The organism is Chloroflexus sp. MS-CIW-1 (assembly GCF_030444705.1).
Taxonomy (GTDB): Bacteria; Chloroflexota; Chloroflexia; order Chloroflexales; family Chloroflexaceae; genus Chloroflexus.
This window is the reverse complement of record NZ_JAUBWR010000001.1, coordinates 2796449-2821179: the sequence shown is the minus strand read 5'-3', so window position 1 is coordinate 2821179 and position 24731 is coordinate 2796449. Positions and strand designations below refer to the sequence as shown.

General features: G+C 55.0%; 22 protein-coding genes and 1 tRNA gene. 19 read left to right on the top strand and 4 right to left on the bottom strand.

Annotated features, from left to right (window positions below):
• Window positions 1-15: 15 nt before the first annotated feature.
• The gene (locus QTO31_RS11275; protein WP_301429149.1) at window positions 16-345 is read left to right on the top strand and encodes a hypothetical protein; all 330 of its coding nucleotides are present in this window, start codon (window positions 16-18) and stop codon (window positions 343-345) included.
• A 27-nt stretch (window positions 346-372) separates the two neighbouring features.
• On the opposite strand, the gene QTO31_RS11270 is transcribed toward QTO31_RS11275, so the two are convergent.
• On the bottom strand, window positions 373-1293 hold the full coding sequence (locus QTO31_RS11270; protein ID WP_301429148.1) for a ketopantoate reductase family protein: 921 nt from the start codon (window positions 1291-1293) through the stop codon (window positions 373-375).
• A gap of 222 nt (window positions 1294-1515) precedes the next feature.
• Between QTO31_RS11270 and QTO31_RS11265 the strand changes: the two genes are divergently transcribed.
• The 6 genes from QTO31_RS11265 to QTO31_RS11240 all read left to right on the top strand — a co-directional run bounded on the left by QTO31_RS11265 (window position 1516) and on the right by QTO31_RS11240 (window position 6513).
• Window positions 1516-2238 carry an LppX_LprAFG lipoprotein gene (locus tag QTO31_RS11265; RefSeq protein ID WP_031460749.1) on the top strand — a complete coding sequence of 241 codons (723 nt, stop codon included), beginning with the start codon at window positions 1516-1518 and terminating at the stop codon, window positions 2236-2238.
• Window positions 2235-3764: an MFS transporter gene (locus tag QTO31_RS11260; protein ID WP_031460750.1), complete on the top strand. Its 1530-nt coding sequence runs from the start codon at window positions 2235-2237 to the stop codon at window positions 3762-3764. The genes QTO31_RS11265 and QTO31_RS11260 overlap by 4 nt, the downstream gene beginning before the upstream one ends.
• A 68-nt stretch (window positions 3765-3832) precedes the next feature.
• Entirely contained in the window at window positions 3833-4345 is a 513-nt protein-coding gene (locus QTO31_RS11255; RefSeq protein WP_301429147.1) for a hypothetical protein, read from the top strand.
• A gap of 35 nt (window positions 4346-4380) precedes the next feature.
• Window positions 4381-4457, top strand: a tRNA-Pro gene (locus QTO31_RS11250).
• Window positions 4458-4518: 61 nt separating this feature from the next.
• Window positions 4519-5217, top strand: a complete 699-nt coding sequence (locus tag QTO31_RS11245) for a response regulator transcription factor (protein WP_028459497.1) — start codon at window positions 4519-4521, stop codon at window positions 5215-5217.
• 9 nt (window positions 5218-5226) lie between these two features.
• Window positions 5227-6513, top strand: a complete 1287-nt coding sequence (locus tag QTO31_RS11240) for a sensor histidine kinase (RefSeq protein ID WP_301429146.1) — start codon at window positions 5227-5229, stop codon at window positions 6511-6513.
• 144 nt (window positions 6514-6657) lie between these two features.
• Here QTO31_RS11240 and QTO31_RS11235 read toward each other — a convergent pair whose 3' ends face one another.
• Together QTO31_RS11235 and QTO31_RS11230 are read right to left on the bottom strand one after the other, a co-directional pair.
• Entirely contained in the window at window positions 6658-8220 is a 1563-nt protein-coding gene (locus QTO31_RS11235) for an ATP-binding protein (protein WP_301429145.1), read from the bottom strand.
• Complete coding sequence (locus QTO31_RS11230; protein WP_031460755.1) at window positions 8213-8893, bottom strand: response regulator transcription factor; 681 nt, start codon at window positions 8891-8893, stop codon at window positions 8213-8215. The genes QTO31_RS11235 and QTO31_RS11230 overlap by 8 nt, the downstream gene beginning before the upstream one ends.
• Before the next feature lie 186 nt (window positions 8894-9079).
• On the opposite strand from QTO31_RS11230, the gene QTO31_RS11225 reads away from it, so the two are divergent.
• The 8 genes from QTO31_RS11225 to QTO31_RS11190 all read left to right on the top strand — a co-directional run bounded on the left by QTO31_RS11225 (window position 9080) and on the right by QTO31_RS11190 (window position 16082).
• Complete coding sequence (locus QTO31_RS11225; protein WP_031459762.1) at window positions 9080-9544, top strand: heme-binding domain-containing protein; 465 nt, start codon at window positions 9080-9082, stop codon at window positions 9542-9544.
• A 47-nt stretch (window positions 9545-9591) separates the two neighbouring features.
• A complete protein-coding gene (locus QTO31_RS11220; RefSeq protein ID WP_301429144.1) occupies window positions 9592-10497 on the top strand; it encodes a PepSY domain-containing protein in 906 nt (301 codons plus the stop codon).
• Between the two features lie 36 nt (window positions 10498-10533).
• Complete coding sequence (locus QTO31_RS11215) at window positions 10534-10923, top strand: hypothetical protein (RefSeq protein WP_301429143.1); 390 nt, start codon at window positions 10534-10536, stop codon at window positions 10921-10923.
• Between the two features lie 13 nt (window positions 10924-10936).
• Window positions 10937-11878, top strand: a complete 942-nt coding sequence (locus QTO31_RS11210) for an FAD:protein FMN transferase (protein ID WP_301429142.1) — start codon at window positions 10937-10939, stop codon at window positions 11876-11878.
• Window positions 11879-11913: 35 nt separating this feature from the next.
• Window positions 11914-12717, top strand: coding sequence for a hypothetical protein (locus tag QTO31_RS11205; RefSeq protein WP_301429141.1), 804 nt, complete (start codon window positions 11914-11916; stop codon window positions 12715-12717).
• A gap of 123 nt (window positions 12718-12840) precedes the next feature.
• On the top strand, window positions 12841-14040 hold the full coding sequence (locus QTO31_RS11200; protein WP_301429140.1) for an MBL fold metallo-hydrolase: 1200 nt from the start codon (window positions 12841-12843) through the stop codon (window positions 14038-14040).
• Between the two features lie 252 nt (window positions 14041-14292).
• Entirely contained in the window at window positions 14293-15531 is a 1239-nt protein-coding gene (locus QTO31_RS11195) for an MFS transporter (protein ID WP_301429139.1), read from the top strand.
• 14 nt (window positions 15532-15545) lie between these two features.
• A complete protein-coding gene (locus QTO31_RS11190) occupies window positions 15546-16082 on the top strand; it encodes a shikimate kinase (protein ID WP_031459755.1) in 537 nt (178 codons plus the stop codon).
• A 102-nt stretch (window positions 16083-16184) separates the two neighbouring features.
• On the opposite strand, the gene clpB is transcribed toward QTO31_RS11190, so the two are convergent.
• The gene (gene clpB / locus QTO31_RS11185) at window positions 16185-18770 is read right to left on the bottom strand and encodes an ATP-dependent chaperone ClpB (RefSeq protein ID WP_301429138.1); all 2586 of its coding nucleotides are present in this window, start codon (window positions 18768-18770) and stop codon (window positions 16185-16187) included.
• Between the two features lie 159 nt (window positions 18771-18929).
• Here clpB and QTO31_RS11180 point away from each other — a divergent pair, with 159 nt between their 5' ends.
• The 4 genes from QTO31_RS11180 (at window position 18930) to QTO31_RS11165 (ending at window position 24641) form a co-directional block, all read left to right on the top strand.
• Window positions 18930-19553 (top strand): helix-hairpin-helix domain-containing protein, encoded by a 624-nt coding sequence (locus tag QTO31_RS11180; protein WP_301429137.1) that lies wholly within the window; start codon window positions 18930-18932, stop codon window positions 19551-19553.
• 301 nt (window positions 19554-19854) lie between these two features.
• Complete coding sequence (pyk, locus tag QTO31_RS11175) at window positions 19855-21279, top strand: pyruvate kinase (RefSeq protein WP_031459752.1); 1425 nt, start codon at window positions 19855-19857, stop codon at window positions 21277-21279.
• 598 nt (window positions 21280-21877) lie between these two features.
• A complete protein-coding gene (locus QTO31_RS11170) occupies window positions 21878-22798 on the top strand; it encodes a cobalamin-binding protein (RefSeq protein ID WP_301429136.1) in 921 nt (306 codons plus the stop codon).
• 64 nt (window positions 22799-22862) lie between these two features.
• A complete protein-coding gene (locus QTO31_RS11165; RefSeq protein ID WP_301429135.1) occupies window positions 22863-24641 on the top strand; it encodes a hypothetical protein in 1779 nt (592 codons plus the stop codon).
• Window positions 24642-24731 lie beyond the last annotated feature (90 nt).

Here is a 24731-nt window from a genome sequence, read left to right as displayed (position 1 = left end):
AGAAAGGAATTCGCCGTGCTCCAGGTAGTTCGCTACGACCGTCGCCCTGAACCGCGTGCAGCAGAAATTGCTACTGATCCGGCAGGCTGGTTGGCACGGGAAGGGTATGAAGTCTTCTCAACGTTGGTGGTTCAGGCCGCCAGTCAATCAATGACGATAGAGATTTATCGGCGTGATGGTGATGATCCGTTTGTGCTGTACCATCCGGCGTTTTCACCCGGAGGTTTACGAGCAGCGCTCTACTTGCTCCCCCACGCCGACGCAATGGATGAATTGCTGCAACGTGCGCAGCAGATGGTGGCGACACTGATGACGGTAGCGGCACAGCGGCGAGAAACATCTTAAGCCGGATTTTACCGTCGTCGCCACCGGTCAACTCACCCGTAGCGGTGCAGTTGCTTCCAGAGCGGTAATCAGATCACAGAGGAATGCGTTAAACGGTGTTGGGACACCGAGGCGTTGTCCTTCACGTACAATTGCGCCATTGATCGTCTCAATCTCAGTTGGGGCGCCACGCAAGATGTCCTGAAGCATCGATGACCGATTTGCCGCCGTTGCCTGCGCAACTGCCAGTGTTTCGGCAACCGGGTCGGCCAATCCGATGGTGATACCAGCGGCCTGGGCAACGGCAACGGCTTCTTCGACTGCACGGCGAACTAGCTTGCTAGCTGCGGGAATAGTTGCCAGTGCACCATTAGGCACTCTCAGGATTGCGGTCAGGGCATTAATGCCGACATTGACGATCAACTTGCTCCAGACTAAGCCGACCAAATCGGTGGAAACACTGGCCGGCAACGAACAGACCCGAAACGCATCGGCAATAGCATAAGCTGTACTCAGTGATGGTGTCGCGGAGAATGTGGTTGTCCCGCGACCGGCGAGGCGAACACGTCCTGGTGCTACCATAGTTGCGCCAAGGGTAGTCACTCCTTGCCCAACTCGCTGGGCGCCGAGCCGGTGGGCAAGCAGTTCAGCGTTCCCCAAGCCGTTTTGCAATGTGTAGGCAACCCCGTCTGCTTGCAATATCTGAGCTGCTACTGTAGCCGCCCAGGAAGTTTGTGCAGCCTTGACCGTAATCAAGGCCACTGCAACCGGCTCAACCTGCGCAGGATCCGTTGTCGCCGTGAGAAACCGAATTTGCTCGCTATCCTCGAAGACACAGCATAGGCCACGAGTATTGATGGCGTTGATATGCTCTTGCCAGGGATCGATTAATACTACCTCATTGCTAGCTGCTAAGTGGAAGCCAATGACGCTACCCAGTGCACCAGCACCGATAATTGCAAGTTTCATAGCGATAAACCTCTAGTGCCTTCAGAAAGACTCTCTGTGCAGCATACCACACCGCCAGGATTGGGGAAGCAGTTTGCAACGTCCTCCTCAAGATGAGGTAAGAGGGCTTGCACCTGGCCAAAAAACATTGAGAAGTCTGAATTACTCTCATTTCTCATAGATGACAACTTGCTTTATACTACTGTCACACCCATGGTATCTCACTGGCAAAGAAGGGGGCTTATGAAACGCTTCTGGAACTGGCTAATAATGAGTTTTCTCGTATGGCTTGCGGCATGTGGCGGAATCGCGGCGCCGCCTACCCCCACACCTACGCCCGACCCACGTGCCCTGGCTGGCGCGATTGGGCAGGCAACCCAAAGAAGCCAGAGTGCTCATTTTCGCATAACACTCAGTGGTAAGCCGGTTGCGCTTGATGCCGGTGGCGTCACAATTCTGAACAGCATTGAAGGGGATTTACGTCGCCCTGATGCAGTACTCTCAATCCTCAATATCACGTTGGGGAGCGCAATTGGTGAAATTCGGACGGTCTCAGTGTCTGGGAAGCAGTTTGCTACCAATCCGATTACACGCCAGTGGATGTGTTTGCAGGCTGGTTCAACATTCGATCCGGCAGTCTTATTTGCGCCAGATATTGGTATCGAATCACTACTTGCCAACAATTTTGCCGATGTGACGCTGGTTGGTATCGAAGATCTTAATGGTCGTCCGCATTACCATCTACGTGGAACGCTACCAGCCGAATCGTTACGGGCCATCAGTCTTAACCTGCTCGGTGCCGGGCCAGTGGCAACCGATCTATGGGCCGATCAAGAGACTCTCCGCGCCAGTCGGGTCATTCTGGTTGATACGGCAACCGATGCGACGAACCCCAGTACCTGGACGCTTGAGTTCAGCGAGTATGACAAAGCAGTTGATGTTCGTGAACCGGTGCAATGCCCATGAAGAACCCTGCACTTACCAGCGTGAAGGAACGACCCTTTGATCCGCGGGTGACATTGGGTCTCGTTTGTCTTGCCATTTTCATCGGCGCCGTTGATCTGACTGTGATAAGTGCGGCGTTGCCGAAGGTTATGATCGATCTGCGCCTTTCGCTTGACACCGAGCTAAACCGTGCTTCATGGGCGGTGAGTGGCTACTTACTGGCCTACACGGTTAGTATCACGTTTATGGGGCGTTTGTCTGACCTGTTTGGCCGACGGAGGGTCTATCTGCTCTGTCTGATTATCTTCCTGCTCGGTTCGGCATGGGTGGCAGCGGCGCCGAATCTGACGATGCTGATTATCGGGCGGGTCATTCAGGCGTTTGGCGCCGGCGCAATGGTGCCGGTTTCAATGGCGCTGGTCGGTGATCTCTTTGCGCCGGGGCAGCGGGCAGCGGCGCTCGGTTTCATTGGCGCGGTTGACACTGCCGGTTGGATGGTGGGGCATCTGTACGGTGGTGTACTGATGCGTATCTTTGATGATTGGCGGCTCCTTTTTTGGCTCAATGTACCGATTGGGTTGGTCGCATTGGTGCTCACGTGGTATGCACTGCGACAAGTGCCGACGCCACCGCGCCCTGGTCACTTTGATTGGCCGGGGACAATCTTGCTAAGTGGCAGTCTGGTTGCCTTGAATGTTGGGCTGGCCGCCGGGAGTGAGCTGGGCGCGACTGATTTCTACGGCGAACGGCTAGGCCCGCCACCTTACGCTGGGCCGCTGGTTGTGGTAGCCCTGATATTGCTGGCCCTGTTCGTTTGGGTTGAACGACGCAGTGCCGATCCGCTGATCGGTATCGAATTGTTTGCTCAGCGGAATACGGCTATTGCCTGCGTGATTAACGTGGTCGTTGGGTTTGGGTTAGCGATTGCGATCACAAATGTGCCACTCTATATCAATACCCGGTTGTTGCTCTACTATCCGAACGACAGTAACATTTTGCGTATTGCAGCCTGGGATGCGGGCTGGATGCTTTCGGCACTAACCCTGACGATGGCGGCGGCGGCACTTCCCGGAGGTTTCCTGACCGCACGTTTTGGAGCGCGGCTACCAACCGTATTGGGTTTGAGCCTGGCATTTCTTGGTTATAGTCTGATGGTGTTCTGGGGTCCGGATGTCACTTATGTGCGGATGGGTCTGGAGCTGGCCTTGACCGGTATTGGTTTAGGTCTGGTGATTGCGCCGGTCGCTGACACAGTGGTTTCCTACGCGGGTGAAGATCGGCGTGGAGCTGCATCGGCACTGGTCATCGCCCTGCGCCTGGTAGGTATGACGGTTGGCGTCGCAATTCTGACCATGTGGGGCGTGCATCGTCAGGATGAATTGCGACGTGCAGGCGTCGATAACCCGCTCGCTGTCACCGATCCGGTCAGGTTTCTGATGGAGATTGCTGCCCAAGTTATTGGCGAGACCTTCGTCTTTGGCGCTGCCGTATGTCTCATCGGGTTGCTGGCCGGTTTGATGATGAGCACTGCCCTTCGTCAACGTTAACTGTCATTGTCTGTGGTATGATGGGAAAGTCAGGAATAGGAGCCACTTGCTCCGCAAGGATACATTCAATGCACGACGAAGAGATTCAACGGCTGATCAGCCAATATTTACCGCCTGAAGTACAGGCCGGGCCGCCGGAGATCAGACGTTACAGCGATGAGATTCTCATTATTCTCGAGATCAGCCAGCCGGTCGAAGAGATTCCACGGTTGCGCGAACAGACTCGCCGGAACCGAATGCGGATCGCTCGTGAAATTGAGCGGCATAGCGGCGTGCCGGTCGCCTGGGGTATGCGTGCTGCCGAACACGAGGTGCTCTTCACCACCCGCACGGTACCGGTTATGACACGGCTCGGTCGCGCTGAACGTGAATTACTCGATCTGCTGGTAGCAGTGGGGATTGCCGATACCCGTAGTAGTGCCCTGGCCTATATCGCTCGTGCGTTTGCGTTTGAACATCGCGAATGGATAGCCGAAGCACGGCTGGCTGTTGGCGAGATGGCACGAGTACGTGCGCGCTTGCAACTTCGACCGCGTACCGGGCCACCTGTATTGCCCCCCGAACTGAACGATGACGCTTGACAAAATAGCCCAACTGCTGGTAACCTTATGGGCGACGGGGCGTGGCTCAGCCTGGTAGAGCACCGCGTTTGGGACGCGGGGGTCGTGGGTTCAAATCCCTCCGCCCCGACCACATGCGCCAAGTGGCAATGACCGCCGGCCGCAATCCGGCGGTCTTTGTATGTGGAGTGGCTATGGCGACAGTTCTGATCATTGAAGATGAGACAACGCTGGCCGAGACGTTGCGCTACAATCTCGAACGTGAAGGGTATAGCGTCATTGTTGCCGCTGATGGGGTGCAGGGTCTCGACCGTGCGCGTCGTGATCAGCCTGATCTCGTCGTGCTCGATATTATGCTGCCGCGCCTCGATGGCTTTTCGGTCTGCCGTATCCTGCGTCAAGAGAGTGATGTTCCCATCATTATGCTCACTGCTCGTCAGGATGAGGTGGATCGGATTGCCGGTCTTGAACTGGGTGCCGATGATTATATGAGCAAGCCATTCAGTCTTGGTGAGTTTCTGGCTCGTGTCCGGGCTATTCTGCGACGCAGTGAACGGCAGCCGCATTCGATTGTGCGTGAAATCTTCGAGGCAGGCGCTATTCGGGTGGACACCAGTAGTCGACGGGCATGGCGCAATGGTCAGGAACTCAATCTGCCGCAGAAAGAGTTTGATCTGCTAACCTGCCTGATGCGTAACCGTGGGATTGCCCTCACTCGTGATCTCTTACTCGAACGGGTCTGGGGCCAGGATTTCATTGGCGATAGTCGAACAGTTGACGTACATATTCGCTGGTTGCGCGAGAAGATTGAGCCAGACCCCAGCAAGCCGACTTATATTCAGACGGTTCGTGGAGTTGGCTATCGGTTTGAACCACCCACTGACGAAGTGTAAATCGCACCAATGACGCTGCTTGAATTAACCCTTACCGTGGCCACGATTGTTCTGACGATAGTGCTCGTCGTGGTTGCCCATCGACAGCGTCGGATCGCTCGCTCGTCATTGCCCGTCATACCACCTCCTGATCAGCTACCTCCTCAACAGCCTGACCGTGTGGTTGCTTCTGCTATACCGGGGTCAAGTGTCACCTCCGAAAAACCTGCTTTTTTCGATATTAACCGCCAGTTACTCTTCCTGGCTCTGACCCAAGCGATTGATAGTGGAGTGATCGTCGTTGATACTGAACGCTCTATCGTTTTCCACAACGACCTGGCAGTACATTTGTTGGCTGCGCGAGCACCGGTCGTTGGTCACGGTCTGATTATGCTCTTACGTGATCATCAGGCCGATCATCTGGCGCAAGAAGTTCTGACCGATGGTGAACGCAGGGAGTTGACGATCCGCCCGCTTACAACCGGGCGGACACTTCATTTGCACTATGTGCCATTAATAGAAGATGGTGAGAAGCCGGTAGGTACACTCATTACCATTCGCGACCTGACCCAGATTAGTATGCTCGAGCGGGCGCGCCGTGATTTGGTAGCCAATGTCTCACACGAGCTACGTACTCCACTGGCATCGCTGAAACTGCTGGTTGAGACACTACAATCTACACCACCACCCGACATTGCCAGTCGAATGCTAGCCCAGATGATGCAAGAGATTGACGCAGTTACTCAACTAGTGGAAGAACTGCACGAACTTTCCCGTCTTGAGTCAGGCCGTGTTTCCCTCAAACTGGAACCGTTGCCGGTCTGGCCGGTTATCGAGCGTGCTGTTGAACGCATCCGCCCCCAGGCTGACCGTAAGCAACAGACAATCTGTGCAGTCAGTGGTGGTGATCTCCCATTAGCGCTGATGGATAGGGATCGGATTGGGCAGGTTTTGCTGAACCTGCTGCATAACGCAGTCAAGTTTACTCCCGAACATGGCACAATTACGGTGGCGGCGCAGGTGCTCAACCTCGAGCACGATGATCCACCCTCGTATGCGGAGCGTCCGCCCCATCAGGCAGGAACGTGGCTCTTGATCAGTGTCAGCGATACCGGTATCGGCATTCCCAAACACGAAATCCCACGTATCTTTGAACGCTTTTACAAAGTCGATCGCGCACGTACCCGTCACGCTGGTGGTACCGGGTTAGGTCTGGCAATTGCCAGACATCTGGTCGAGGGGCATGGCGGACGCATTTGGGCCAGTAGTCAGGAAGGTCATGGCTCGACCTTCTGGTTTACGCTACCGGCTGCATAGTGCTGCCGGTGCGGGTCAGGTTCTCGACCCGACGGGGTCAGGGGGGAACGTCTTTAGATTTCGTGTACGGAGATGTTGGTCCTCACCGTTTTCCCTTCCTGCTTACGCTCCCGCAGAGGGCGAGGAAGAGAGAAAATTGCCCTCTCACCTTCCCCTTACTACTCTTTCTTTCTTTTCACGTCCGTCGGTGTACTGTTGCTCTACCAATGCCGGCAACGTAAACCACACGAGCGTACCTTGATTGAGTGTACTCTCAACCCCAATCGTGCCACCGTGGGCTTCAACCAGTCCTTTGGCGATTGAGAGGCCAAGCCCGGCATTACTACCAGTCCGTTCGCGTGCCGGATCAACGCGATAGAAACGCTCGAAAAGGTGTGGGAGATGTTCAGGTGCGATCCCGCAACCGGTATCACGCACGCTCAGGCGCACATACTTCCCGACCAGTTCTGCGCTGATCGTAATCGTGCCCCCAACCGGTGTATAGCGCAGGGCATTATCGATCAGGATCAGTAATACTTGACGTAATCGGTCAGGGTCGGCATTCACGACACCAGATGCGTTATTGAGCATCACTGTGATACCTCGCTCTTCACCCAACCGACTCACGTGGCGGTGCAATTCGCTCAGGAAATCTCTGAGGTCAATCCTTTGTCGTTGGAGGGTTAATGCCCCACTATCAAGTCGCGAGAGGGTCAGGAGATCATCGACCAGTCGGCGCATATGATCGCTCTCACTCAAGATGTCGCTCAGCAATTCGCGGTGATCGTCATCGGTTGTACTACGCAGAGCAACTTCGGCACTGGCGCGAATCAGTGTTAGTGGGGCACGCAGTTCATGGCTGGCACTGGCAATAAAGCGTAACTGGCGTGCCCAGGCGTCTTCTGCGGGCCGCAGGGCGCGTCCGGCTAACCACCAGCTAGCGATGCCAATGATTATGGCACCGACAAAACCAAAGCTGACAAGACCGATCATCAGTTGATTGAGCACTTGCTCTTGATCGGTGAGTAAACGTCCTAATTGTAGAGCCGCCGGGCCATCAGGACGGGTCAGGCGGTAGGTGAGTAGTCTGATCCGTTGTCCGTTACTAACGGTAATGGTGCGTAAATCCGAGCCGTTCTGTAATGCGGCTGCCAATGCTTCTTTGTCGGCAGTCATTGGCAGAGCTGCCGGATTGGGGTTGAAGAGGATTCGACCCTGCGCATCGAGCGGTAACACGAAGATCGAAGCAATCTCAGCATCATAGGCTATTGGTGGTGAGGAAATACCGGTAATAGGATCACGTTGGGGGTCTTTGATCTCGATACCGACAATCCGACCGCTGTATGCGTCGATGGTGATTTCACTATCATCACGAAGTTTCACCTCGTAATACCGACCGTTGTCTTTCAGTTCAATACGCTTAATCTGACCACCACGTACCGACAGCGCGATCCGGCCTGCTTCTTCTGCACTTAACATGCGTGAACGAGTGATTCCGCCTTCATTGCGCAAGATCGACCAGTCGATGTCGGCATACGTGAGTTCGGGCGGGAGCGGGGCGTTCAGCGAATGAAACTCATGCACCATTTTATGGTAAAGAGCCAGATCGGTGGTACGCTCGAAATAACGGGCCACAATTACGTAAGCTCCGCTAGCGACCAACCCGATGATCGCCACCGCAGCCAGCGCGTAAAACAGGGTAAACTGCCAGCGCAGAAGTTTAAACACGCTCTACCTCCAGTCGATACCCAATACCACGTACCGTGACAATCGGGTCAGGCTCACCTGGGGCGTTGAGTTTCCGCCGCAGATACGAGATATAGACATCAACCATCTGGGGTTGTACGTCGTGCTCAAACGACCAGACATAATCAAGAATCTGTTGGCGCGTGAGTGTTTGACCGGCGTTCCGCAGCAGATACTCAAGCAATCGCCACTCGGTCGGCGTCAGATCAAGCCGTCGCTCACCCCGTCGTGCTGTATAGGTGCGCAGATCGAGGACGAGCGCACCGGCGCGTAGTTCATCGTTGCCCAGATTGGGGCTAAAACGCCGACCAAGGGCGCGGATACGGGCCAGTAATTCTTCAAAGGCAAATGGTTTTACCAGGTAATCGTCGGCGCCACTTTCAAACCCCAGCACCTTATCTTCAATCTGACCGCGAGCCGTTAGTAAGAGCAATGCTGTCGGTAAACGGGCTGCCCGTACAGCACGACAAATTGATGGACCGTCACGACCTGGCAGCATCCAATCAATGATGGCTACATCGTAGGTGCCCTGTAACAGGAGATCAAGCCCACTCTCACCGTCATGCGCGACATCCACAGAATGTCGTTCATCACGTAAGACACGCTCAATCAAACGGGCTAGTCGTTTGTCATCTTCTACGATTAAAATCCGCACATGCTACTCCCAGAGATGATTTTTTGCAAACAACGTAAGACACGCTGAATCATTTTCTCTCTATCGGTTATACCGCACGAATCTTGGAAAAAGATTGGAAATTATTGCTGCCATTCTAAGACACTTTTGAGAAAAGGTCGCTACTCTGAGGGGCGTAGACGGCAATCAATGATGAGAGGAACGACTATGCTGAAACAATTCTTCCGACCGCGTAACGTATTCATTGGGCTAGTGACAATCTTCATCCTCATGCAACTGGTGCCGGTCTGGGCCTGGCAGACGAATCCACCAGTACTGAATGATGTTGCCTGGACGACACCGGAAGCGGCGAGTATTGCCCGGCGCGCCTGCTACGATTGTCACAGTAACGAAACGGTCTGGCCGTGGTACAGCAAGATTGCCCCTGCTTCTTGGCTGATTACCTACGATGTGATCAAAGGTCGAAACAAGTTGAACTTCTCGCTCCCGCTGCGCGAACCGACTGAATTGGCCGCAGAGATTGCCGAAGTGGTGCGAGAGGGCGAAATGCCGCCACGTCAGTATCTGGTCCTGCATCCTGAAGCTCGACTCTCGCCAGCCGAAATCCAGGCATTGATCGGAGGTACGCCTGGCGGTGCCGGTATGGGATCGGGTGAACGTGACGATGACTAGTTTGTTTTGTGAATGCTCTGCAATTTGAACAAATGTAGGGAGGTGTCATGATGAATCGCACAATGTTATTCATTGCAGCAACCCTGACGGCGTTTATGTTGGTCGTGATCGGTGGTGTAGTCAGTCGGATAAGTACAACATCAAGCCCTGAGCCGGTACCTACCGAGATTGTAGTTGAAATGACGCCGATCTCTGTTCCGGCCCTCGATCCGACGGCTGAAGCCCTTCTACGTGAGCGTGAAGCAGCGTATCAGGCTGCTCTGGCTGAGGCAAATCGGCGGTTGGCCGAAGCCAATCAACAGTTGAATACCGCACAACGTGAACTGAACGAAATGTCAGCGCAGGTATCTGTTCCGGCGCCAGCAGCGCCAGCGCCTGCTGCTCTGGCGCCAGCAGCGCCAGCGCCTGCTGCTCCGGCGCCAGCAGCGCCAGCCCCTGCGCCAGCAGCGCCAGCGCCTGCTGCTCCGCCAGCGCCTGTCTACGCCGTCTCACCTGAACAGGCTCAGGCTATCGCGCAAGCTAATGCTCAGGGCGCTACCTTGATACGTGCTCCAGAGCTGGTTAGTCTACAGGGTGTGCCTGCCTACGAAGTGGTATTTGATCGCGGTGCAATATACGTCGATGCCCAGACTGGCGCGATTCTGGCAAACACGATCAGTACAGGTACTCAGGTGACCAATGCGATTAACGAAGATCAGGCAATCGCAGCCGCTGTTGCTTACATGGGCGGTGGCACGGTTGCGAAGGTGAAGCGTGAATACGAGCACGGTGTGGATGTTTATGAAGTCAAGTTTGCTGATGGCAGTGAGGTGTATGTTGATGCGTATAGCGGCCAGGTTGTGTACGCTAAGGTGAAAAACACCGTCAATGAGAATGATGATGGCAAGAAAGATGACGATCACGACAAGGACAAGAAAGATGACGATCACGACAAGGATAAGAAAGATGATTAGAACGAGGTAGTAATTGCTTGCCGAAGGAGCACTACGATGAATCAGACCCGAAAACCCATGCGTGCCGATGTCTCAGGATTAAAATGGGCGATCAGCACCGCAGCCCTCGCAGCGACGATTGGTGGTTGGGGATGGCTCACAGCACAGAATCCACCGGAAGTCGCTATCGCCGCGCCACAAATCGCTGTCCAGCCACCGGCGGTTGAGCGACAACCGTTGCCACCATGGTTAACTGACGATCCAATGCTGCCGGTGCTACCAACTGTTGTGCCGCTAAACATTCCGGCCCGCGATCAGGTAGCGGCGCCACCGCCCGCGCCAGCGGCGCCACCACCCGCGCCAGCGGCGCCAGCATTGCGCGAAGTTACCATTCCGGCGCCGGCTCCGGCGCCAGCTCCGGCTGCTCGGACCCGATCATCACGTTGAGGAGACACCGGCGATGCAACAGCGCAGCTTTTGGGCGATGGGTTCAACAATAACGATTGTGATCGATAGCGATGAAGCGAACGCTCGGAGTGCATTTGCTGGCGCCTACCAGACGTTTCGTGCCTACGAGCGCATATTAAGCCGCTTCCAGCCGCACAGTGACCTGAATGCGCTCAATCGTTGCGCTGGACGTGGGCCACAGCGGGTTGGACAGACACTCTGGCGAGCGTTGCAACACGCGCTGTGGATGGCATACCGTAGTGATGGTCTAGTGACGCCGGCGGTGGGTGAGGCGCTGCATACTGCCGGTTATGATCGCGATTTTCGTCAGATGGCCGGTATATCAGCAGCCGATTTAAGAACGCCCTCACCGGTGCCTGACTGGCGTCTGATACAGTGCGATCCACGTCGCCGTACTGTCGCCATTCCTGCCGGTATGCGCCTTGACCTGGGGGGCAGTGCAAAAGGTTGGACAGCGACACTGATTGCACGTCGCCTGGGACGTCGCTATCCGACATTGGTGGATGCTGGTGGCGATATTGCCCTTAGTGGCCCACGTCGTGATGGTTCTCCCTGGCCGATTGAAGTGGCCGATCCGTTTCATCCTGATCGGGGTCTCGCATTGCTCATGCTGAGACGAGGTGGGGTGGCTACGTCGGGGGTCGATTACCGACGCTGGCTTCACCGTGGGAAGTGGCAGCACCATCTCATCGATCCGCGCACCGGTGATCCGGTGCGCACCGATCTCCTCACCGCGACAGTGATTGCACCGACCCTGTCGCTGGCAGAAATGGCCGCCAAGGTGATATTGATCCTCGGCGCCGAGTCAGGCTTGCATTGGTTAGCCGATCAACCCAATATGGCCGGATTACTGGTACATCGCGATGGTCAGATCATCCGCACCCCAAATGTTGATCGTTACTGTTGGCAATCATCAATGTCAGCGAATCGGTAATCGCTCTAACATCAATTCAATGGAGGACCAAGCGTATGAGTGTGCATCCAGCAACAAATGATCAGCCGCTACAGAGCGGACAGGATAGTCAAATCAAAACACCACCACGGCCAGCCCGCCCGCAACGCACGATGACGGCCAATCCAGAACTGGTCGAGCTGCCACCGGCGATGTCACTTTCCACCCTCTTCATTCTGCTGGTCGGGACGGTACTAGGTGCATTCGCTGCTGTCATGGTCTTACCTACGTGGGCGCCCGCTCTCAGCACCTCCCTCTTGGGCGATGAACCAAAAGCATACTGGTATCTCTCACGCAGTAGTGCGGTTGCCGCTTACGGATTACTCTGGTTGTCGATGGTGTTTGGTCTCTTAATGACGAACCGGATGGCAAAGTTGTGGCCAGGTGGGCCGGGAGCGTTCGATCTGCACCAGCACACCAGTTTGTTGGGGTTGGCCTTTGCTATCTTCCACGCCTTGATCTTGCTCGGCGATCGTTACATTAGCGCAACTCTCGAGCAGGTGCTCACCCCATTTGGATACAGCGGCTACGAACCGTTCTGGGTGGGGCTGGGGCAATTGGCCCTCTACGGCATGGCAATCATCAGCTTCAGTTTCTACGTCAAGCAATGGATTGGTCGGACCCTCTGGCGGCTTATCCACTTCCTCAGCTTTGTGATCTGGCTGCTGAGCCTGTTACACGCCTTATTCAGCGGCAGTGACAGTGAACTTCTTGCCGGATGGTACTGGTTTAGCGGTGGAAGTGTTCTGTTCCTGACCATCTATCGAGTGTTGGTATCGTTCCAGCCCGCAAAACCACGGCCATCGCGCAGCGAAGGATGAAGCGTTTCGAGAAGAGAGATCACAACTCAGGTCACCTAACTTACACTTGTTACAGCGGATTGCGTTCGCTACACTGACAACATGGTTGCGCAAGGAAGCCCAATCGCCACAAAGGAGTGCGCAATGACGACACTCAATCAACCTCATACAGAAGTTGGTACACTGTCTCCGGCAGAGTTGTATGCCGAATTGTCAAGCGAACAACCGCTGTTCATCCTCGATGTACGCAATGAACAGGAATTTGCCCGCAATCGGGTACGTGGACGGCACCCCATTCCAACGATCAATATTCCTTACTTCGAGTTTATTGAAGACGAGGCCGCGGCGATTGCCCGAGTACCGACAGATCTGCCGCTGACCGTCATTTGCGCCAAAGAGGGTTCAGCGCAGTATGTGGCTGAGTTGTGCGCTGCTCGCGGACTAAACACCCGTTACTTGCTCGGTGGATTCGATGCCTGGCGCGATTTTTATGCCGTACACGAGGTCGTTCGTGCCAGTTGGGGACGGATCATTCAGCTTGTCCGACCGGCTCGTGGTGATCTCAGTTATGTGATCATCAGTGCCGGTGAGGCGGCGGTCATCGATCCAGGTCAGCACATTCATCTGTATCAAGAGATTATCGCTGATGCGCAAGCAGACCTTACGCGGGTCTTGTTAACCCATCTTGCTGCCGGACGGGTCTCAGGTGGGGTTGGTTTGGCCAATACTCGTCATACGCTGCTCTACATGCATCCTTACGATGCCATTCACCCACGGACATTACTGCCAGCTCAGTTTCGGTATCAGCCACTGCTCGGTGGTGAACGACTGCCACTCGGTCAGGTGCTCATTGAAGCGCATTGGTTCCCCGGTCATACGCCTGGACATCTGATGTATCGTATTATTTCGCCGCTTGGTGAACGTTTCCTGTTAACCGGTGATGCACTCTTGATCGGGGGATGTGGTCGTACCGATCTGGCCGGTCATGCTCTGGAGTGGACTGAGCTGCTCTACCATAGTTTGCAAACAGTTTTGCCCGTACTGGTGGACGATCAAACGCTTATCTTGCCATCGTCTACGATTGGGCTAACCGAGGCGCGGACCGATGGTGTGATAGCCGCTCATTTTGCCTACCTCCGTTCAATGCACCCGGCATTGCAAGTTGACAGTTCGGCGGCGCTTCTGCCGATTGTGACGGCAACTGCATCGGAGATACCGGCTACCATTGATACGTTCTGGCGCGTGAATTTGGGCTTACAGGAACTTTCGCTTGATGACGCGAATGAGCTGGAGACAGAACCGTCGTCGTGTGTGTTTCTTTCATCCTTGACCGGAAGTTGTTGAACAACGACCGTTTTCGGTCGTTGCCAGTGGCATCTCTTGGGATGGTGAACTGTTAACAGTGGGTTCAAGGGCGAACAGCAACTCTTGCAGCAGCGACACCTCACGGGGGTGGGTTCTCAGCCTGCCCCTACTTCTTGATTCTCCATCACCACTGCCAGGTAAAGAACAATCAGACGCACGTTGGATGGCATATCGCTCAAGTTGTGGTATCCTAAGCTCTCGGAACATTTGCCATGTCAACATGGAGCATGTATGACGTCCATCACCGCCAACTTGCGCCTATCTCTGGCCCAAATCCCGTTTGCAGTGTGGCGCATTCTGGCACACAGTTTTCTGTTCGGCTTTGCCTTGAGTATTGCTGACATCCTGTTTAATTTTTATCTCATCAGCCAGGGCTATACCGTCAATGATGTCGGATTGTTATCAATGGTGGGCCGGGCAGCCGGTATGGTGATGGGACTGCCCATGGGATGGCTGATTGACCGTTTAGGGCCGCAACGGGCAATGATTGTTGGTGTTGTGGTATATGCCGTGGGATGGATCGGCTTACTCCAGGCGCCCGCGCTTCCCTGGTTGATAACGGCACAGTTTGTCGTCGGCGCAAGTTATTTACTGTCCGCGACTGCCGTCACACCGTTGTTGGCGCTAGTAACCCGTGAGGATCAGCGGCCATTGGTCTTTGGGATGAATGCTTCGGCGACACTGATCGTTGGTCTGATTGGGAGTGCGGTTGGTGGTATGTTGCCACTGCTCGCCGCCGGGATAATCGCCGTTGATCCGCGATCAACCCCAGCGTACCGCCTGGCTCTGACCTCGGTGATCGTGCTGAGTATTGTGGCGTTGCTGCCGGTTCTCGCCCGTCTCCCGGCAGTGGTTGAACAAACCGCCGACATTACCTCAGCAGAGGTGAGTACGGCTCGACGTTCATGGCTTACCTTGCTCTGGTTTGCCTTCCCCTCGTTTCTGCTCGGTGTTGGTGGCGGGGCAATTTTGCCGTTCCAAAACCTGTTTTTTCGTGATCAGTTCGGTCTTGATGATGCCAGTGTTGGTTTAGCCCTGGCAGTAGCTTCATTAGGTGCTGGAATCGGTGCACTGTTTGGGGCGCCGGTGGTACGACGGATCGGCTTGCAGCATGGCGCAGCGTTGCTTCGCCTGGGTGCTGCGCCGGCTATGCTCTTAATGTTGACACCCTGGTTGCCACTGGCAATTATCGGTTTCTTCGCCCGTGGCTTCTTCATCGCAGCCAGCTATCCAATGAACGATGCTTTGGTAATGGGAGCAACACCAACAGTACAGCGAGGACTGGCGATGAGTCTGATGAGCCTGCTCTGGGCAGGAGGGTGGGCCGTTTCAGCGGTTATCTGGGGTTGGGTGGTACCAATCTTTGGCTACGGACCGCAGATCGTCGCGGCTGCGGTTGCGTATGCACTGTCGGCGTTTGTGATCTGGAGCTTGCGTCTGCAACGAACTGCGGCGCAGCCCACTGCATAGGAGCAGCATTATCTATGGTCTGGGATTCAAACTGGCTAGAGCGACCGGTCGCTTTGGTAGGACTCAGCGGGTGCGGTAAATCGACGCTGGCCCGTTTGCTGGCGCGTGCGCTGAGTTGTCCCTGGTACGACACTGATGCCGCTATCGCTGCGGCTGCCGGTATGAGTGTCGCCGATCTGTTTCAAACCTACGGTGAAGCAGAATTTCGCCTCCGCGAAACGGCTGCGCTGACCGAAGCATTACGGGAAACACAGGTAATTGCAACCGGTGGCGGTATTGTTTTACAGCCTGAAAACCGCCGGATGTTACGTGAACAGGCAACAGTAATTTGGCTCGACGCGAGCGATGAAACGATTTTACAGCGGCTTGCCGCCGATGCTGAACAGCGTCCGTTGTTGTTCGGTGATGCCGCAGCACGCCTGGCCGAGCTGCGTGTGCGGCGGATGCCTTTGTATGCAGAGGTAGCTGATATGACGATCGCTACCGACGGCAAAACACCCTTAGAGGTCGTTCAGCAGATGATTCTGGCACTTCGTCAGGGGCGACTGTAGAGCTTTTCAACCTGCCCCGCAGCAGTGAAGAGGCAGTGGGCCAGAACACAAAGAGAGGCGAAACGTTATGTTCGCCTCTCTTTGCCGTATGCGGTCGGGTTATTAACCGCGGCGGAACACGAAGTTGTTGCCTTCGACATCGACCACAATCGTGCTTCCTTCGGGGAAGGCCCCCTGGAGTAGTTGCAGCGCCAGTGGGTTCTGGATGCGCTGTTGAATGACCCGCTTGAGTGGTCGTGCACCGTACACCGGGTCGTACCCCTCGGCAGCCAACTGCGCTCGTGCCGCATCGGTCAGCGTCAGATTGAGCTTGCGGTCGGCAAGCAGTTTGCGCAGTCGGTTGATCTGAATCTCGACGATCTGGTCGATATGCTCGCGGCTGAGCGGCGAGAAGACGATCACTTCATCGATCCGGTTCAAGAACTCCGGTCGGAGCACGCTGCGCAACTCTTCCATCACTGCCGCCCGGATTTCGCTCTGCCCGGCACCCGCACGGGTCAGCTCCTGGATCGTTGCGCTGGCAATGTTGCTGGTCATAATGATGACCGTGTTCTTGAAGTTTACCACTCGCCCTTGCCCATCGGTTAACCGACCATCGTCAAGCACCTGGAGCAAGACGTTGAAGACATCGGGGTGCGCCTTTTCAATCTCATCGAACAGCACAACACTGTACGGTTTGCGGCGCACGGCTTCGGTCAACTGTCCACCCTCATCATAGCCGACGTAGCCAGGTGGCGCACCGATCAGACGGGCAACGGAGTGCTTTTCCATGTACTCCGACATATCGATGCGGATCATCGCCTGTTCGTCGTCGAAGAGGAATTCAGCCAAAGCACGGGCCAGCTCGGTCTTACCAACTCCGGTTGGGCCGAGGAAGAGGAAGCTCCCCAACGGACGGTTCGGGTCCTGAAGGCCGGCACGAGCGCGTCGGATGGCATTCGATACGGCAGTGACTGCCTCATCTTGCCCAACAACGCGCTGGTGGAGACGCTCTTCCATGTGCACCAGCTTCTCCAGTTCGCCTTCGAGCAGTTTGGTAACTGGGATGCCGGTCCACTTCGAGACAATCTCGGCGATGTCGGTTTCGGTAACTTCCTGGCGCAGTAACCGACTCTGGTTGCCCAGTTGCGCTTCGGCAGCCTGCAATTCACGTTCAAGGCCAACCAGCGTACCGTATTGCAATTCGGCCGCTTTGTTGTAATCGTACTGACGTTGGGCCTGCTCGATGGCAGCACGGGTCTGTTCAATCTTCTCCTTGATCTGCTGGATGCGCTCTAGCTCTTGCCGTTCACGCTGAATCTGTGCTTCAAGCGCAGAACGCTGCTCGCGCAGGTTGGCAAGTTCCTGTTCGAGTTTCTCAAGCCGTTCTCTACTGGCCTGATCTTTCTCTTTGCGCAGTGCCTCGCGCTCGATCTCAAGTTGCATGATCCGTCGCTTGAGATCGTCGAGTTCTTGCGGATCAGAAGTGATCTCCATCCGCAGACGGGCCGCTGCTTCGTCGATCAGGTCAATGGCCTTATCCGGTAAGAAGCGGTCGGAAATGTACCGATCCGAGAGCATTGCCGCTGCGATGAGGGCGCCGTCGGTAATTCGCACACCGTGGTGGGTTTCGTAGCGCTCTTTGAGACCACGCAGGATCGAGATAGTATCTTCGACCGACGGTGGATCAACCATGACCGGCTGGAAGCGCCGTTCAAGCGCCGCATCCTTCTCGATATGTTTGCGATACTCATCGAGCGTGGTTGCACCGACCATGTGCAGTTCGCCGCGGGCCAACATAGGTTTCAGCATATTGCCAGCGTCCATTGCTCCTTCGGCGGCGCCGGCGCCAACCACCGTATGCAGCTCATCGACGAACAGAATAATGTCGTCGCGCTCTTGAATCTCCTTCAAGACGGCTTTCAACCGCTCTTCAAACTCGCCACGATATTTCGCACCGGCAATCAAGGCACCCATATCGAGTGCGATCACCCGTTTGTTCTTCAACGCCTCCGGCACATCACCACGCACGATCCGTTGCGCCAGCCCTTCGACAATCGCCGTCTTCCCAACGCCCGGTTCGCCGATCAGCACCGGATTGTTTTTGGTGCGGCGCGACAGAATCTGGATCACGCGCCGAATCTCTTCATCGCGCCCGATAACCGGATCGAGTTTGTTACGGGCAGCCAGTTCGGTTAGATCACGACCGTACTGTTCGAGTGCGGCATAGGTGCTTTCGGGGTTAGGACTGGTTACCCGTTGAGCGCCACGTACTTCACGCAGTGCCATCAGTAACTTGTCACGGGTTAAACCGGCTTGTTTCAGCACTCGTTCGGCGCCGCCACCGGCATGATCGAGAATTGCCAGCAACAAGTGTTCGGTACTGACATATTCATCACCGAACTGCGCCAGTTCATCGTGCGCTTTCACCAGAACTGTCCGCAATCGCGAACCGAGTTGTACCTGCACACCACCACCGCTGATGCGGGGGAAGCGGCTGATTTCGTTGTTTACCTGTTGTTTGAGGGCGCCAACCGGTATATTCAGCTTGCTCAACACCTGTGGCACCACACCGTCACTCTGGTCGAGTAAGGCGTAGAGCAGATGTTCCGGTTGTACCTCCGAATTACCGAGACGTTCAGCCGCTGCCTGAGCGGCGGCAATCGCTTCGTATGATTTTTGCGTAAATCGATTTGTGTTGAAGGACATACGTCCACCTCCTGAATTTGTGCTGATGATACTGTAGCACGTCGGTATCTGTAGCGTGATAGTGCAGTATTAACGTTCTATTGGAAATTGGCGTTACTTTTGCGTGGTCTCTGCGGTTTCTTATATGACGGATCTTGATGCACGATGGAGGTCGCAGCGATGGAAGGTGACACTTACGTTGACATGCGTGATTCCTGCTTACCGTGGTATCGGCAGCCAAGACGGTTACTGGCGCTTATTTGTGCCATAGTCGGCGGTTTCTTGATCGCGTTTGGGCCAGAACTTCGGGCCGTTGTTTCATCGCCAGAAGCGCCACTGCTCGAAGAGAGTACCCTGAGTCTCCCAACTCCAACGGTCGCGCTCATGGTTGTTTACGTATCGGGGGCAGTTGCGGCTCCAGATGTTTACCGCTTGCCGTTCAATGCGCGCGTGATCGATGCGCTGCAAGCCGCAGGTGGCCTGATTGCAGAGGCCGACATCAGTGGCCTCAATCTGGCGGCGCCGGTGCGCGATGGTGATCACATTCGTGTTCCATTTGTGGGTGAAACGGTCTTGTCTCTGCCAGCCAATGATCAATCTGGCGCTGGCTTACTCAATTTGAATCAGGCAAGCGCAGCCGATTTGGAAGAATTGCCCGGTATTGGTGCGGCATTGGCGGCACGAATCATCGAGCGGCGCAACACCAAAGGGCCATATCAGAGTATTGATGAGCTACGAGAGGTAAGGGGGATCGGCGAGAAGCTGTTTGCTCAGATTGCGCCGCTTGTGACGGTTGGGCCATAAGCAACTGTTGCGTTGACAACCTTGCACAAATCGGCAGACTGGCATATACTCGCAGTGATACACAAGTGATGGGCGGCTGCCCGTCAGGTGGTGTTTCTCGTCAATGATGACCGCTAGCGAAACAGTGGGTGCAGGTTGCAGCCGATGAGGCAGGGCAGCATTCTCACTCTCTCACCTTGCATCCCACTTCCCCAATGAGGTGAGGAATCAGCGTGATGGCACACGAGCTGTCAGTCGCACAGATCGGTCTCATTGACTCAGCGCAATGCTGGCAGGGCAGCGATAGTGAAACGTGGAGTATATGCGTCGCACGAAAATTGTTGCTACTCTGGGTCCGGCGACCAGCACCCCTGAGCGGATCGCCGGCTTGATTCGAGCCGGTATGAATGTTGCACGTCTCAACTTTTCGCACGGAACGCATGCCGAACACGCGGCACGGATTGCGATGGTACGTCGGGCCGCAGCAGAGGCCGGCCGGCACGTGGCAATTTTGCAAGATTTACAAGGGCCGAAAATTCGTACCGGCCCGCTTGAAAACGGACAACCGGTTGAACTGGTGGCCGGACAGCGCTTTGTCATTACAACCGAGCCAATCGTCGGGAACGCCAACCGAGTCAGCACGACGTATCGTGCGCTACCGCTCGATGTGCGGCCACGTGATCGGATTCTACTCTCTGACGGTCTCATTGAGTTAGTCGTTATCGGTCATACCGACACCGAGGTTGAAACGGAAGTTGTTCACGGTGGCCGTTTGCGCGAACATCAGGGGATCAATCTGCCAGGCGTGCGGGTGAGTGCGCCAGCCGCAACCGAGAAAGATTTCGTCGATCTCGCCTTTGGTCTCGAACAGGGTGTTGACTATGTTGCACTCTCGTTTGTCAGGCGGGCCAGCGATGTTCGGGAAGTGAAGGAATTTATTCGGCGGGCAGGCAAGCAAACACCCGTGATCGCCAAGATCGAGCGTCCTGAAGCACTCGATGTGCTACCAGAGATTCTGGCTGAGGCTGACGGTATTATGGTGGCGCGCGGTGATCTGGGTGTTGAGATGCCACCAGAGCGCGTGCCCATTGTGCAAAAGCAGATTATTGCGGCTGCCAATCGGGCTATGTTGCCGGTCATTACGGCTACCCAGATGCTCGAGTCGATGATTCACAACCCACGTCCGACGCGGGCAGAGGCCAGTGATGTTGCCAATGCTATCCTCGATGGTACCGATGCAGTCATGTTGAGTGGCGAGACGGCTGCTGGCGCCTATCCGATTGAAGCAGTGCAAATGATGGCACTGATTGCCGATGCCGTCGAGGATTCATTGATCGGTAGTCCGCATTCAACATCGCCACGCTGGGAGATTACCACTGCCCAATCAACCCCACGGGCAATCGCTGCGGCTGCCTGCACCATTGCCAATGCGTTACCGGTGCGTTTTATTGTCGTTCTTACCCAGAGCGGAGCCAGTGCGAGATTAGTATCTCACTATCGCCCGCAGGTACCGATCCTTGCCTTCTGCCCTTCTGAAGAGACGGCACGCCGCACCAGTCTTTATTGGGGTGTGACTCCTATTGTGATTGAAGCCCGTGATCGGCTTGATGAACTTGAGCAGCAGATTGTTCGCCACATGCGCGATATGGGGATTGTCCAGCGTGGCGATCTGATTGTGTTGAGCGGTGGTCATCCGGTGTATCGCTACGGGCCAACCAATTTCTTGAAGGTCATTACTGTCGAGTAGCGAGAGGCGGCTAAGAGCGTGATCGATGAATTAGCGCCCCCTCATCATCTCCCCAGCCCCTTCCGCTCCCACACGGGGCGAGGAGGGGAGATGGTTGGTGCTCTCACCTTCCCTCCAGCCTCCCCTTCCTTTCCCAAGCGGGGCAAGGAAGGGAGGGGACGGAGCGTAGTTGGCGGCATGTTGGCAATACCTCACGCAATGGTTGCGCGGGTACGGTACGTTCCCAATGAGAAATCTGGGTTTTTGTTCAGGCTCTTACAGTGATCTGCTGCCGGGTTCCGCATTGATACGCGACCATACCCGTCAGCGCACGCCAGGGACACCCCTCCTGCCGACGTCGAAAGCGGGCAATGCCTTCCCATCACCTATCACCCAACGCGGGCATCCAACCCGCGCATCGCGGTGATTGCAGGAGTGGAGAGGAAGCGACGGCAGATGTGTGCGATTCGTTGGTTCTGCCCTACGATGGCATTGTCCGGTCATTAACGGTGACCCGAAGCTGAGAACGTCAATGCTATTTGCTCTCTTGCTTCCTTGACAGCGACATTTTCGGGTGCTACCCTGTAGCAAGAGATATTCCCATAGCGAGCGAAACACTATGCGAATCGCCTCATTACTTCCAGGAACAACTGAAATCGTTTGTGCGTTAGGCCTCGGCGAACATCTGGTTGCCGTGACCCACGAATGTGATTACCCGCCGGAAGTTCGCACATTGCCCGTTGTAACCCGTAGCTTGCTCGATCTGCCAGAAACAGCCTCTTCATCTGACATTGATACAGCCATTCGCGAGCGGACGCGGAGCGATTTGTCAATTTACCAGCTCGATATGGAGTTGTTATCAGCATTGCAGCCCGACATTATTCTGACCCAGGCCCTCTGTGATGTTTGTGCAGTACCGTTGCGCCAGGTGGAAGCTGCTGTGGCCGATGCAGCGACACAGGTTCTATCTTTTGAGCCAACCGATCTGGCCGGTATCTTTGGCGCCATTAAAGCCATTGGTCGGGCTTTGGGCGTGAGTGAACGGGCAGCCCAATTGGTCAATGATCTAACGCTGCGGGTAGAACGAGTGCGGACGACAGCCGCTCAGGCCAGCCATCGGCCACGGGTATTAGGGATCGAGTGGCTCGATCCGGTATTCAGCGCCGGACATTGGGTGCCGGAGCTAATCGCCATTGCCGGTGGGCAATCGGTGCTGGCAGCGGCCGGTGAACGTTCACGACGGCTATCGTGGCCGGACGTAATCGCCGCTGCACCTGAAGTCATCATCTTGATGCCCTGCGGTTTTACCCTCGAACGAACTCTTGCAGAAGCAACTGCTCTACTACCCCAGCGCGCTGGCTGGTCTGCGCTCCCCGCAGTACGGACAGGGAACGTCTTTGCCGTAGATGCCAATGCCTATTTCAGCCGCCCTGGCCCACGGATTGTTGATAGCCTCGAGTTACTGGCAACGCTTATCCATCCCGAATTATTTGCCGGCTGGGGTCCATCAGGGGCCAGTGCCCCGCTTGTGTTACAATGAGCATTGGTAGCGCTATCCACAAGATCGTCTCCCAACCTGTTGCGTGGAAAGGATAAAAATCACTATGAGCGAAAAAGAAATCACCATTGCCAAAGCATTGACAATATTAGCTGCCGAGATTACACAACCGGTAAGTTTATCGCAACTTCGTGATCTCATTAATAAGCGATGGGCGACTAATTACGCAGAAAATTCACTCCGTAATCATCTAAGATTGCATGCCTCACAAGTGAGTTGGGTACGTATTCATCGAAACCAATACCTGTCTTTGCCGGTAGCTTTGGACGGTGTGCGTTTTCGATGCTGGCCACAACCGGCAGAGATCACTTCTGGTTTGTTATCGGTAAAGCATCTGGTACCGTTTTTTCACCCAGATCACCAACCGTTCATTTACGATGAACAGGGTGAAATGATCCAGATTGGCAGGAATTTTCAGCTATTTCCCTGGACTGCATCCTTACATTTGCAACTTCAGCAGTGGTTTAAACGCCATCGTTTTGGTGAAGGTGATAGTATTTTGGTTGAAATTCGCTATCGCCGGTCTCACAACGAGATTGAGCAGCATTTATACCTCTCGTATGAACCGGCTGCCGCATTCCAGGCCCAGGCTGTTGCCGGGCAAGATCAGGCATTTCTGCAAGCCATCGTTGAGCAGTTCGACAGTCTTGGCGGAACAGATGTTTGGGCTGCGGCTGTCGTGTTGCCGGTGATTGCTCGCGCCCCATGGCGAACTTCTTACCCCGGCCGTCCATGGCAACATCTGTTAGAAGAACATGACCGGTTGTTCCTTGATGAAACCGGCACCATCATCAACGACAGAAAGGTATTGCAGTTGTTGACGACAGACAGAAATATATCCCGTCCTACTGCTCGGGTAACCGCCTCTTCTGCTGTATCGAAACCACAAGATGCTGCACTTTTGCAGGACATAGCTGAATTGAAACAGGAGATTCAACGTTCGCGCGAGCAAGATAGACAGGCCGGCGTTTGGGACGGTACGTTGAGCCGGATTTCACCCATGTCAGACGAAGATGACGAACTGATGATCGAAGAGCTGAAGCTGAACGATCTCTTTGCTCATATCAGTGCACGTCTGCGCGAAGTCTTGCCTCCCGATGTGCAACAGCGTCTGAGCAATGCTTCGCCGGCAGAAGCTGAGACGATCTTGAGTTCGCAACTTAATTATCTTCTGGTAAAGGCACCTGATCTGTTCCCGAAACTTGATCTGACATCGTATCCGTCTTCGATTGATGTTTCGATGCGCAACAATAGCGATGCTGCATTCGATCTGGCTCTTGATGCAGATGATGATGACGACTGGGATGACGACGATGACGATTGGGATGACGACGATGACGACGATTGGGAAGAGGAGATGCAGGATGCCGAACGAGAATTTGCCCTCCAGGTGCAGGCGTTAAACCGCAGCCACGAGCTGATGAATCTCTACTTGAGTTATCTCCAGGAAACGGGAAGAAAACGCAGCACAGCTCTTTCGTATGCCCGTTCTCTTCAGCCGTATGCGAATTTTCTCGCCACGTTCTACCATCGCGCCCTCGATGCCGGTGATTACGCCACGCTTGATGAGTTTCTGTTCTACTATTACCCCTACCACAACAGTCACGTTTCCAAAGAGTGGGTGCGTGCGATGTGTCATTCGCTAAAGAACTTTTACGCTTTTCTGAAACTTCGTGGTCTGATTGAAGATGATCAATTTGCCCAGGCAATCTGGCAGCGACGGTTTCAGGCTGAACGATTGATGGGGTATCGGAAAACAATCCGTAGCAAGTTTGCCGATCAGTTGTATCTGCTGAAGGAGCTGTTTGCCCCGTATCTGTCGTAGGGTGTTTGTACCCTGCACCTGCTGCCAGCGCTTTGTTGTTGTTGCCGAGGGGCAAAGGCGTGCCACAAGGAGCAACGGGCAGAGCGTATG

Bases quoted from the DNA above. Each gene is read 5' to 3' on its own strand.
- QTO31_RS11190 (WP_031459755.1), top strand. From the start codon at position 15,546: ATGGTCTGGGATTCAAACTGGCTAGAGCGACCGGTCGCTTTGGTAGGA.
- QTO31_RS11215 (WP_301429143.1), top strand. From the start codon at position 10,534: ATGAATCAGACCCGAAAACCCATGCGTGCCGATGTCTCAGGATTAAAA.
- QTO31_RS11165 (WP_301429135.1), top strand. From the start codon at position 22,863: ATGAGCGAAAAAGAAATCACCATTGCCAAAGCATTGACAATATTAGCT.
- QTO31_RS11210 (WP_301429142.1), top strand. From the start codon at position 10,937: ATGCAACAGCGCAGCTTTTGGGCGATGGGTTCAACAATAACGATTGTG.
- pyk (WP_031459752.1), top strand. From the start codon at position 19,855: ATGCGTCGCACGAAAATTGTTGCTACTCTGGGTCCGGCGACCAGCACC.
- QTO31_RS11245 (WP_028459497.1), top strand. From the start codon at position 4,519: ATGGCGACAGTTCTGATCATTGAAGATGAGACAACGCTGGCCGAGACG.
- QTO31_RS11220 (WP_301429144.1), top strand. From the start codon at position 9,592: ATGATGAATCGCACAATGTTATTCATTGCAGCAACCCTGACGGCGTTT.
- QTO31_RS11205 (WP_301429141.1), top strand. From the start codon at position 11,914: ATGAGTGTGCATCCAGCAACAAATGATCAGCCGCTACAGAGCGGACAG.
- QTO31_RS11240 (WP_301429146.1), top strand. From the start codon at position 5,227: ATGACGCTGCTTGAATTAACCCTTACCGTGGCCACGATTGTTCTGACG.
- QTO31_RS11180 (WP_301429137.1), top strand. From the start codon at position 18,930: ATGGAAGGTGACACTTACGTTGACATGCGTGATTCCTGCTTACCGTGG.
- QTO31_RS11225 (WP_031459762.1), top strand. From the start codon at position 9,080: ATGCTGAAACAATTCTTCCGACCGCGTAACGTATTCATTGGGCTAGTG.
- QTO31_RS11195 (WP_301429139.1), top strand. From the start codon at position 14,293: ATGACGTCCATCACCGCCAACTTGCGCCTATCTCTGGCCCAAATCCCG.
- QTO31_RS11200 (WP_301429140.1), top strand. From the start codon at position 12,841: ATGACGACACTCAATCAACCTCATACAGAAGTTGGTACACTGTCTCCG.
- QTO31_RS11270 (WP_301429148.1), bottom strand. From the start codon at position 1,293: ATGAAACTTGCAATTATCGGTGCTGGTGCACTGGGTAGCGTCATTGGC.
- QTO31_RS11255 (WP_301429147.1), top strand. From the start codon at position 3,833: ATGCACGACGAAGAGATTCAACGGCTGATCAGCCAATATTTACCGCCT.
- QTO31_RS11260 (WP_031460750.1), top strand. From the start codon at position 2,235: ATGAAGAACCCTGCACTTACCAGCGTGAAGGAACGACCCTTTGATCCG.
- QTO31_RS11265 (WP_031460749.1), top strand. From the start codon at position 1,516: ATGAAACGCTTCTGGAACTGGCTAATAATGAGTTTTCTCGTATGGCTT.
- clpB (WP_301429138.1), bottom strand. From the start codon at position 18,770: ATGTCCTTCAACACAAATCGATTTACGCAAAAATCATACGAAGCGATT.
- QTO31_RS11170 (WP_301429136.1), top strand. From the start codon at position 21,878: ATGCGAATCGCCTCATTACTTCCAGGAACAACTGAAATCGTTTGTGCG.